Annotated in this window: 8 protein-coding genes; all 8 read left to right on the forward strand. The window is 69.7% G+C overall.

Going from position 1 to position 10,889, the window contains the following annotated elements; all coding sequences use genetic code 11:
* Nucleotides 1–519: 519 nt before the first annotated feature.
* Complete coding sequence (rimP, locus tag AC07N1_RS05580) at nucleotides 520–1,146, forward strand: ribosome maturation factor RimP (RefSeq protein WP_494670901.1); 627 nt, start codon at nucleotides 520–522, stop codon at nucleotides 1,144–1,146.
* A gap of 2 nt (nucleotides 1,147–1,148) precedes the next feature.
* Entirely contained in the window at nucleotides 1,149–2,840 is a 1,692-nt protein-coding gene (nusA, locus tag AC07N1_RS05585; protein ID WP_494670902.1) for a transcription termination factor NusA, read from the forward strand.
* Nucleotides 2,841–2,903: 63 nt separating this feature from the next.
* Nucleotides 2,904–3,554 (forward strand): RNA-binding protein, encoded by a 651-nt coding sequence (locus AC07N1_RS05590; protein WP_110118431.1) that lies wholly within the window; start codon nucleotides 2,904–2,906, stop codon nucleotides 3,552–3,554.
* 205 nt (nucleotides 3,555–3,759) lie between these two features.
* Nucleotides 3,760–6,894, forward strand: coding sequence for a translation initiation factor IF-2 (infB, locus tag AC07N1_RS05595; protein WP_494670903.1), 3,135 nt, complete (start codon nucleotides 3,760–3,762; stop codon nucleotides 6,892–6,894).
* 174 nt (nucleotides 6,895–7,068) lie between these two features.
* The gene (locus tag AC07N1_RS05600; RefSeq protein ID WP_494670904.1) at nucleotides 7,069–8,187 is read left to right on the forward strand and encodes a hypothetical protein; all 1,119 of its coding nucleotides are present in this window, start codon (nucleotides 7,069–7,071) and stop codon (nucleotides 8,185–8,187) included.
* A gap of 56 nt (nucleotides 8,188–8,243) precedes the next feature.
* Complete coding sequence (locus tag AC07N1_RS05605) at nucleotides 8,244–8,756, forward strand: DUF2939 domain-containing protein (protein WP_494670905.1); 513 nt, start codon at nucleotides 8,244–8,246, stop codon at nucleotides 8,754–8,756.
* Nucleotides 8,753–9,316, forward strand: a complete 564-nt coding sequence (locus AC07N1_RS05610) for a hypothetical protein (protein ID WP_494670906.1) — start codon at nucleotides 8,753–8,755, stop codon at nucleotides 9,314–9,316. Before AC07N1_RS05605 ends, AC07N1_RS05610 begins: the two co-directional genes overlap by 4 nt.
* 285 nt (nucleotides 9,317–9,601) lie before the next feature.
* Nucleotides 9,602–10,840, forward strand: a complete 1,239-nt coding sequence (locus AC07N1_RS05615) for an aminotransferase-like domain-containing protein (RefSeq protein WP_494670907.1) — start codon at nucleotides 9,602–9,604, stop codon at nucleotides 10,838–10,840.
* Nucleotides 10,841–10,889 lie beyond the last annotated feature (49 nt).

The following is a 10,889-nucleotide window of genomic DNA, read 5'->3' on the forward strand; positions in this document are numbered from 1 at the left end:
AAGGCTCCCGCGGGGAGGCGGGCCTCAAGCGGCCGCCTGTATAGGCCACAAGTGTTGCGATGCGAAAGAGGGGGCTTGCTGGACTTTCCTCTTGCGGCGCAGAAAGCATTTCGGATCTGCGGGCGGGGTGTCGAATGACCGTTAGAACAGCGGCGGCTTGGTTCACCATGATCGTTCTGGCCGCCGCGCCGCGCCGGCCTGGCGCTGGAGGCCGTACTGGACGATCCCGCGACGTTCGCGCCGTCGCCCGCGCCCGCGGAAGCCGCGGCCTGCCTGGATCCGTGGGTGGACGTCATGGAGGTCCGGTGGAGTCAAAGGCGCGAGGTCCTGGACCAGCAGTGCGGTCCGTGGGGCGGCCTGAAAAGCCTGGCCGATCTGCTTTGGGAAGGCCGCCGCTAGAGGGGCTTCCACCCGCTCGCCTATCGCGCTATATAGCTCTTACATCGTCCGTTAGCGCTAGATGGCGCTTTCGAGCGGCGGCCCGAAAGGCTGCCGCTTTTTCTTTGGTCGCTCGCCAGCTTGGCTTTCTGGTCGGCTCGGGCGGCCCGCGAATTTGAGAAGAGAACCGTGCGCGGCAAGACGCGAGAAGACCTGGACCTGATCGAGATGCTCGATCCCATAGCCGAGACCGTCGGCTACGAGATCGTCCGCCTGCGCCTGATGGGCGGGGCCGAGCAGCGCCGCCTGCAGATCATGGCCGAACGTCCGCTCCAGGAAGATGGAACCGGCGGCGACATGAACGTCGAGGACTGCGCCAAGCTGTCCCGCGCCATCTCCGAGCTGATGGACGCCGCCGACCCGATCGCCGGCGAATACACCCTGGAAGTCTCCAGCCCCGGCGTCGACCGCCCGCTGACCCGCCTGAAGGACTTCGAGACCTACGCCGGTCTGGAAGTGCGCATCGAGCTCGATCGCGTGGCCGAGGGCCGCAAGCGCTTCAAGGGCGAACTCGCCGGTGTCGAGGACGACCAGGTCGGCCTCAACATCGAGGGCGAGGACGACGTCACCGTCTATTTCCCGTTCGCCTGGATCGTCGACGCGAAGCTCGTTCTGACCGACGAGCTGATGAAGCGGGGCGCCGACCAGCGCGCCGCCCGCGTGGGCGCCGAGAACGACAACGATTTGTCCGAAAGTGAAGAGGACTGACCATGGCCATCGGCATCGCCGCCAACCGGCTTGAACTGCTGCAGATCGCCGACGCGGTCGCCCGCGAGAAGGGCATCGAGAAGGAAGTCGTCATCGAGGCGATCGAGGAGGCCCTGCAGAAGGCCGCTCGCGCCCGCTACGGCGCCGAGCACGACATCCGCGTCAAGATCGATCCGCGCACCGGTGAGACCACCCAGAAGCGCGTCATCGAAGTCGTCGGTGACGATCACGAGATGGAAGGCGAGATCGGCAAGGTCCAGATCTCGTCGGCCAAGCGCACCTGGCGCGACGCCGAGATCGGCAAGGTCTACGAAGAATCCCTGCCGCCGTTCGAGATCGGCCGCGTGCAGACCCAGATGGCCCGCCAGGTCGTCATGCACAAGGTTCGCGAAGCCGAGCGCGAGCGCCAGTACGAAGAGTACAAGGACCGCTCGGGCGAGATCGTCAACGGCAGCGTCAAGCGCGTCGAATACGGCAACGTCATCGTCGACCTGGGCCGCGGCGAAGGCATCATGCGCCGCGACCAGTCGATCCCGCGCGAGAACTTCAACGTCGGCGACCGCATCCGCGCCTACATCTACGACGTCCGTCGCGAGACCAAGGGCCCGCAGATCATGCTGAGCCGCGCCCACGGCGGCTTCATGGCCAAGCTGTTCGCGCAGGAAGTGCCGGAAGTCTACGACGGCGTGATCGAAATCCGCGCCGTGGCCCGCGACCCGGGTTCGCGCGCCAAGATGGCCGTCATCTCGAACGACAGCTCGATCGACCCCGTCGGCGCCTGCGTCGGCATGCGCGGTTCGCGCGTGCAGGCGGTGGTCGCCGAGCTGCAGGGCGAGAAGATCGACATCATCCAGTGGTCGGAAGATGAAGCCACCTTCATCGTCAACGCCCTGGCGCCCGCCGAAGTCTCCAAGGTCGTCATGGACGAGGAAGACGAGCGCGTCGAAGTCGTGGTGCCAGACGAGCAGCTGTCGCTGGCCATCGGCCGTCGCGGCCAGAACGTCCGCCTGGCCTCGCAGCTGACCGGCTGGCAGATCGACATCATGACGGAAAGCCAGGAGAGCGAGCGCCGTCAGAAGCAGTTCGCCGAGGCCACCGCCCTGTTCCAGGAAGCCCTGGACGTCGACGAGGTCATCGCCCAGCTGCTGGTCACCGAAGGCTTCACCGCCGTGGAAGACGTGGCCTATGTCGAGTCGCACGAAGTCGCCTCGATCGAGGGCTTCGACGAGGAGACGGCCGAAGAACTGCAGGCCCGCGCCCGCGAGTTCCTCGAGAAGGAAGCCGCCGCCCTCGACGCCAAGCGCGTCGAACTGGGCGTCGAGGATGACCTGCTGGCCATCGAAGGCGTCACCCTGGCTATGGCCGTGGCCCTGGGCGAAGGCGACGTGAAGTCGGTGGAAGACCTGGCAGGTCTGGTGCCCGACGACATGCGCGGCTGGTTCGAGAGCAAGAACGGCGAGCGCGTGCGCGAGCCGGGCATCCTCGAAAGCTTCAACCTGTCGCCTGACGACGCCGAAGCGCTGATCATGCGCGCCCGCATCGTCATGGGCTGGGTCGAGGCCCCGCCGGAGCCGGAATACGAAGAAGAAGAGGCTCTCGAGGGCGAGGCTGAAGCCGAAGGCGAGATCGAGGCGGAAGGCGAAGAAGCCCCCGCCGAAGAGGCCGCCTCCGAAGAAGCCGCCGAAGAGCAGTAAGAGACCCCGGCCCCTCCGGTCTTCGGAGGGGCCGCTTCCTTTCAGGATCCCGTCGCGGACTTCATGATCGACCAGGCCGCCCCCAAGACGCACGCCGAAGCCAACCGCCAGCGCAAGGACGTGGTCCTGGGCGAGGCGGTCGACGAAGCGCGCCTGGTGCGGTTCGTGGCCGGTCCCGACGGCGTGGTGGTGCCCGACGTGGCCCGCAAGCTGCCGGGCCGGGGCATGTGGGTCGCGTCCGATCGCGAGTCCGTCGCCGCGGCCGTCAAGAAGAACGCCTTCTCGCGCTCGGCCAAGACCAAGCTCGCCGCGCCCGCCGATCTGCCCGACCAGGTGGAACGGCTGCTGGCCAAGCGGGTTCTGGACGGGCTGGGGCTTGCACGGCGCTCCGGCGGCATTATCTCCGGATACGAAAAGGTTCTGGCGGCCCTCGCCTCGGGCAAGACCGCCTGGCTGATCGAAGCCGCCAATGGCGCCGAAGACGGCCGCCGCAAGGTGTTTTCAGCCGCCCGCAAAGCGCCTAACACGCCCAGAATCCTCGGGATGTTCACATCCGACGAATTGGGTTTGGCCTTGGGCGGGGAGAATGTGATACACACGGCGCTCCTCACGGGGCGAGGCACGGATCGCTGGACTTTGGACGTCGAGCGGTTATCAGGCTTCCGTCCTCTCATGCCGCCGGACTGGGTGGTGCGTCAGAACGAGGAGCCCTAGGCTTCGATGCGTCCTCGGATGACTTCATCCGGCGACGCGAAAGGTCTAGAACCTGAATGTTGGAGCAAGCCGCCTAAGGCGTCGCGCTCTTGAGCGAAGGGCCGGGAAACGCGCTTCCTATTGGAGGTACGTCCAGGCCCCTTTCTCGTATGGATTGAACGGTTTTTGGGCCGGGAACCCGCCCGGCGGAAGTACAAGCGAGCGCATGAGCGACGAGAACGATAACGGTCGGCCTGGTTCCAACCCCGGTGGGCGAGCCCCCATCACCCTGAAGCCCCGCCAGGGCTCGGTGAGCGCCGGCGTTGTGAAGCAGAGCTTCAGCCACGGCCGGACGAAGACGGTGGTCGTCGAGACCAAGCGCACGCGTCCGCATGCGCCCGCCGCCGGCAACCTCGCCGCGCCGTCGCAGGCCGAGCGTCGCTACGACGCTCCGCGTCCGCAAGGACAGGGCGGTGGCGGCGGTTCGTCGGCCGGCGGTCTGTCGCAGGACGAGATGCGCGCTCGCCAGCGCGCCATCGAAGCCGCTCGCGAGAACCAGGAGCGCCAGGCTTCCGAACGCCGCGCCGCCGAGGCCCGCGCCGCCGCCGAGGCGAACGCGGCTCGGGAAGCCGCGGCCAAGGCCGCCGCCGCGAAGGCGGCGGCAGAAGCCGCCGCTGCGAAGCCGGCCGCTGCTCCGGCGGCTCCGGCTCCCGTGGCCCAGGCCCCGGTGGCTCAGGCCCCGACGCCCGCGCCGACCCCGGCTCCCGCCGCGCCGGTCGCCCCGCGCGCCGAAGCGCCGCGCAGCGAGGGCCCTCGCCCCGCCGCCGCGTCGCCCGGCCAGACCCGCACCTACGAACCCAGCCGTGAGCGCCGCGACGATCGTCCGACGACCACGACCTATCGTCCGACTCCGGGCGGCGATCGCCCGCACGGCGACCGTCCTCAAGGGGATCGCCCGCAAGGCGATCGTCCGCAGGGCGACCGCGCGTTCAACCAGCGTGCGCCGCGTCAGGACGGCCCCTACAATCAACGCGCCCCCCGTCAGGATGGCCCGTACAACCAGCGCGCTCCGCGTCCGGACGGCGACCGTCCGCGTGGTCCGCGTCCGGAAGGCGGCGCTGGCGGCGGCGGTGGTTACCGTTCGGGCGGCGACCGCCCGCAGGGTGATCGTCCGCAAGGCGACCGTCCGCAGCAGACCGTCCGCTATTCGGCCCTGGCTCCGCGCCCGGCGCCCGGCGGTCCCCGTGGTCCTGGCGGCCCCGGTGGTCCGCGCGGTCCGCGTCCCGGCGTTCCCGCCTCGGCTCCGGCGACCCCGGAAATCCAGCGCGCCACCCGCTCGGCCCCGCGGCCCGGCGGCGGCCTGACCGATCGCCGTCCGGACGAGGACGACGATCGCCGCAAGGCCAACAACGCGCCGAACAAGGCCGTTTCGCGCGCCAAGGGCGCTCCGCAGCGCCGTGAAGGCCGCCTCACCATCCAGGCCGTGGCCGGTGATGGGGAGTCCGCCGACCGCATGCGCTCACTGGCCTCGGTTCGCCGGGCCCGTGAACGCGAAAAGGAAAAGCGCCGCGGCGGCGCGGTCGAGCAGGCCCGCGTGGCCCGCGAGGTCGTGATCCCCGACGTCATCACCGTGCAGGAGCTGTCCAACCGGATGGCCGTGCGCGGCGTCGAGATCATCAAGTTCCTGATGCGTCAGGGCGTGATGCTGAAGATCAACGACGTCATCGACAACGACACCGCCGAGCTGGTGGCGACCGAGTTCGGTCACACCGTGCGCCGCGTGTCGGAAGCCGACGTCGAAGAAGGCTTCATCGGCGCCGAGGACCACGACGATCACCTGGAGGCCCGTCCTCCGGTCGTGACCATCATGGGCCACGTCGACCACGGCAAGACCAGCCTGCTCGACGCCCTGCGCGCCACCGACGTGGCGGCCGGCGAGCACGGCGGCATCACCCAGCACATCGGCGCCTATCAGGTTCGCCTGAAGGACGGCCAGCGCGTGACGTTCCTCGACACGCCCGGCCACGCCGCCTTCTCGGCCATGCGCGCTCGCGGCGCCAACATCACCGACATCGTCGTGCTGGTGGTGGCCGGCGACGACGGCGTGATGCCGCAGACGATCGAGGCCATCAAGCACGCCAAGGCGGCTGAAGTGCCGATCATCGTGGCCGTGAACAAGATGGACAAGCCGGGTTCGGATCCGACCCGCGTGGTCAACGAGCTGCTGCAGCACGAGATCGTCGTCGAAAGCCTGGGTGGCGACACCCAGATCATCGAAGTCTCGGCCAAGGCCCGCACCGGCCTGGACGACCTGCTCGACGCCATCCTGCTGCAGGCCGAGGTTCTCGACCTGAAGGCCAACCCCGACCGCACCGCCGACGGCGTGGTGATCGAGGCCAAGCTGGACAAGGGTCGCGGCGCGGTCTCCACCGTGCTGGTCAACCGCGGTACGCTGAAGCGCGGCGACATCGTCGTCGCCGGCAGCCAGTTCGGCCGGGTTCGCGCCCTGCTGAACGAGCGCAACGAACAGCTGACCGAAGCGGGTCCGGCCACGCCGGTCGAGATCCTGGGTCTGGACGGCGTTCCCTCGCCCGGCGAAGCCTTCGCCGTGGTCGAGAACGAAGCCCGCGCCCGCGAGCTGACCGAGTACCGCATCCGCCAGAAGCGCGAGAAGACGATGGCCCCGGTGGGCGCCGGCGCTTCGATGGCCGACATGATGGCCAAGCTGCAGGACAAGAAGCTGAAAGAACTGCCGCTGGTCATCAAGGCCGACGTGCAGGGTTCGGCCGAAGCGATCATCGGCTCGCTGGACAAGATGTCGACCGACGAGGTCCGCGCGCGGATCATCCTGTCGGGCGCCGGCGCGATCAGCGAAAGCGACGTCATGCTGGCCAAGGGCGCCGGCGCGCCGGTCATCGGCTTCAACGTCCGGGCCTCGGCCCAGGCGCGAGCCCTGGCCGAACGCGAAGGGGTCGAGATCCGCTATTACGCGATCATCTACGACCTGCTGGACGACATCAAAGGCGTGCTCTCGGGCATGCTGGCCCCGATCCAGCGCGAAACCTTCCTCGGCAACGCGGAAGTGCTGCAGGCCTTCGACATCTCGAAGATCGGCAAGGTCGCCGGCTGTAAGGTCACCGAAGGCGTGGTCCGCAAGGGCGCCAAGGTCCGGATCATCCGCAACGACATCGTCGTGCTCGAACTCGGCACCCTGCAGACGCTCAAGCGCTTCAAGGACGAGGTCAACGAGGTGCCGGTCGGCCAGGAGTGCGGCATGATGTTCGCCGGCTTCCAGGACATCAAGGTCGGCGACACCATCGAGTGCTTCACCGTCGAGGAGATCAAGCGCCAGCTCGACTAAGAGCCGGCGACTTAGGTCACCGAAAATGAGAAGGGCGCGGGTCTTCGGATCCGCGCCCTTTTTCTTTGCCCCGCCCAAAATGAGCCCTCGCGCGGGTGGACGCGGGCGGCGCAACCGCTGAGGGTGACGCTTGCGGCGCGGGGGGCGCGCCCGAGGGCACTACCGGGGGCATCAATGGCGGCGGACCTTTTCATCATCCTGTCTGAAGTCAGCCGCGACTGGTCGCGTCCCTGGGCGCTGACGGCCGCCGGATCGGATGGCGCCGGTCCCACCGGCGACTGGGGCGGACTGGACTGCCGCGTGGGCGTCGCCCCGGCCCGCTACGGCGACAACCAGCTGTGGCGACGCCACGGCACGGACGGCAAGTACTGGTTCGAGGCGGTCGCCCTGCGGCATCCGGAAGCCGGGAGCGTCGGCGGGGCCCTGCACTTCAGCGGGGTCCAGGGCCAGGGTCCCGTCCGGGTCGTCCCGTTCGAACAGAACGCCCAGGGCTTCTACTGGGATGTCGATGTCGCGCTGGCGTCCACGCCCATATTGGCCAAGCCGTGGGGCGACCAGCTGCTGGAGGTCGCCGGCAACGGTCCCTATGACGAGCGCAGCCGCGTCTGCGTCTACGAGTACGACCGGCATCACCGCGATCACCAGACCTGGCGGTTCCGGCCCTACCGGCCAAGCTTCAGCGCGCCCCGGATCGCCTATCGGACCAGGAGCCTGGCGCCGAACGACAGCAAGCGCGTGGCGGTCGAGACCTTCGACAACCGCGGCGGCAAGGCGCCGCGCCTGTTCAGCGCCACCCTGACGGGGTCGGGCGCCGCTCAGCATCGCTGGCGCACCGACGTGGGATCCGAACAGTCGCTGGCCTGCCTGACGGCCCTGGGCGGCCGGGTCGAGCTGGACGAGGTCGCCAGCTTCCGGCGCGAACGCCTGCAACTGTCCTCCGGGCTGGAGCCCCGGTTCGTGGCGGCGCCCGCCGGGCTGGTGCTCGGCGCCGACGTCAGCGCCGCGGTGGGCGTCCGCGGCCAGATCACCGTCGAGATCGAGGTGCCGGCCGAAACCCGCTACGAGGTCTCGCTCGACGCCTTGCAGGCGACCTTCAAGGCCGACTGGCGCGCTGTGATCGATCGCCTGGCCCCCGATCGCGCCACGGCGGCGACCTACGACCTGGCGGGCAGCTACGAGGTCTCCGGGGTCTTCGATTTCGCCCTGCGGGTCGAGGAGCCGCTGGTCGGCGGCAAGGTCCGACGGCTGTGGCGCGCGGCCGATCACGACGTGGTCGCTCTGAGCCGCGCCTGACCGGCCGGAAGACGAGGGACTGGAATTCGCCGAAATTGAGCGCTAGCCCTTCGTCCATGCGTATCCGAGCCCTCCTCGCCCTGACCGCGGCCGCCGCCTCGCTGGCGGCCTGCGCCACCGCCGACCGCTACGACGCGGCCGGCGACGTGCACGCCCTGCTGACCTCGATCCGCAACAACGATCGGGCGACGTTCGACAGCCTGGTCGACCACCAGGCCCTGAAGGGCGCGATCGAGACGCGCCTGGTGCAGGAGGCGCGCGGTTCGGGCCTGAAGGGCGGCTGGCAGGCCGCGGTCATCGCCCTGGCCGGCCCGGCGGCCGACATCGCCGGCGAGGCGCTGATCCGGCCCGAGGTGTTCCGCGCCGCCGCCAACTATTACGGCTACACCCCCGACCGGCCGGTCCCGGGCCGGATCGCCATCGCCTCGGCCCTGCGGCCGGCCGGCGACGGCCGGGTCTGCGCGGCCAAGAAAGACGGTCCGTGCCTGCTGACCTTCACCCGCGAGGGCGGCGCCTGGCGGCTGTCCGGATTCGACGCCCAGGCCGTCGACCTGCGGGCCAAGCGATGAGGCGTGGGCTTGTGCTGTTCCTGGCCTCCACGGCGCTCCTGAGCGCGCTGGCGGGGACCTCGGCGGCGGCCGACCGCCGGATGTTCTCCTACGACCCGATCTCGGCCGACGCCAAGCGGCTGACCGGGGCGGGCCTGACCGTGCTGTTCGACCAGGGCCTGCTGGGCGCCAGGCCGATCAAGGTGCTGGCCACCGGCGTGCCGGCCCAGGCCCTGCTGCGCAAGAGCGGCGAAAAGGATCTCGGCAAGGGCGGCCTGGCGGCCATCAGCGGCGTCGACGCCAACGCCGCCCTCTACGAGGTCGACGGCAAGGCCGAGCAGGGCAAGGTCTATGTCCGCGCCTTCTGCCCGGGCTCCAAGCGCCTGTGGCTGAGCTTCAGCCGCATCGCCGTGCGCCAGGACCTGCGCATCCAGGCCTTCGGCGACGATCCGGCCGCGCCGGACCGGGCGCGGCTGTGCGGCACGCTGGACTTCACCTATCGCGGCGAATGGCGCCTGCCGAGCGGCGGCCCGCCCGATCCTACCGAGGACTGGACCGACACCCTGAACGGCCCGCGCTGAGCCGATGCGCGAGCTTGGCCTTCGGGGCGGGTTTTCTTCCGTGTCCGGTCCGGGTAGGGTCGCGGCCATGATCGAGATCGAACGCGGACCGCGACGCTTCCAGCGCCGCCGCTCCCTTGGACCGACCGGACTCGTACGCAGCGCCTGACCGCTAGGGATCAGGCGGGGCGCCTCCGTGCGCCCGAGGGGCGGCCTCAGCCGCCGCGCTCAGAAAGACAGGCGGCCCTTTCAGGACAGCGACCAGGGCCGCCGCACATATCAGTCTCGACGAAGAACACGACCACCATGACCATCGACATCCAAGACCCGGCCATCCAAGACTGGGCCGGGCGCTTTTCCGCGCGCATGGCCGGCATCCGCGCGAGCGAGATCCGCGAACTGCTGAAGCTGCTTGAGCAGCCCGACATCCTGTCGTTCGCCGGCGGCATTCCCGACCCGGCCCTGTTCCCCGCGGAAACCATCCGGGCGGCCTATGGCGACATCCTCGCCGACGGCGCCCAGGCCGCCCAGGCCCTGCAATACACCGTCAGCGAAGGCCACGGCCCGCTGCGCCGCTGGATCGCCGAGCGCATGACCCGCGACGGCATGCCGTGCGAGCCCGAGAACGTGCTGCTGACCGCCGGCTCGCAGCAGGCGCTCGACTTGCTGGGCAAGCTGTTCCTCGATCCCGGCGCGAACGTGATGGTGGCCCGGCCGACCTATCTGGGCGCGCTGCAGGCCTTCAACGCCTACCAGCCGGCCTATCTCGACCTGCCCGAGGGCGCGCTGGACGGCGATGCGGCCGCCCAGGAGGCCGTGGCGGCCCGCAAGCCGCGCCTGGGCTACTTCGTGCCCGACTTCGCCAATCCGACCGGCGTCAGCCTGACCCTGGCCGAGCGCGAGGCCCTGCTCGACCTCGCCGACGCCCAGGACTTCCCGTTGATCGAGGACGCGGCCTATCGCGAGCTGCGGTTCGGCGGAGAGGCCATCCCGTCGCTGCTGGCGCTCGACATCGCCCGCAAGGGCTCGATCGAGGCCGCGCGCACCCTGTTCTGCGGCACCCTGTCCAAGACCCTGTCGCCGGCCCTGCGCATCGGCTGGATCTGCGGTCCCAAGGCGGCGATCGAGAAACTGGTCCTGCTCAAGCAGGGCGGCGACCTGCACGTCTCGACCATCAACCAGATGGTCGCCCACCGGGTGGTGTCGGAAGGCTACGACCAGCACCTCCACCGCCTGCGCGGGGCCTATGGCGGCCAGGCGCGGGCCATGCTGGCGGCGCTCGAGCGCCACATGCCCAAGGACGTCTCCTGGATCTCGCCGGAAGGCGGCATGTTCGTGTGGCTGACCCTGCCCGAGGGGATCGACGGCAAGGCCCTGCTGGAGCGTGCCCTGGCCGAGGCCCGCGTGGCCTTCGTGCCCGGCGCCCCGTTCTTCGCCGAGGCCCCGGCGCAGAACACCCTGCGCCTCAGCTATTCGCTGCTGCCGCCCGAGCAGATGGATGAAGGGGTGCGGCGCTTGGCCGCGCTGATCGCAACGCCGCGCTGACCCCCTCCGGCCCTCCGGGCCACCTCCCCCAGAGGGGGAGGATCTGGGC

It is taken from the genome of Caulobacter sp. GW821-FHT09B11, from assembly GCF_059418205.1.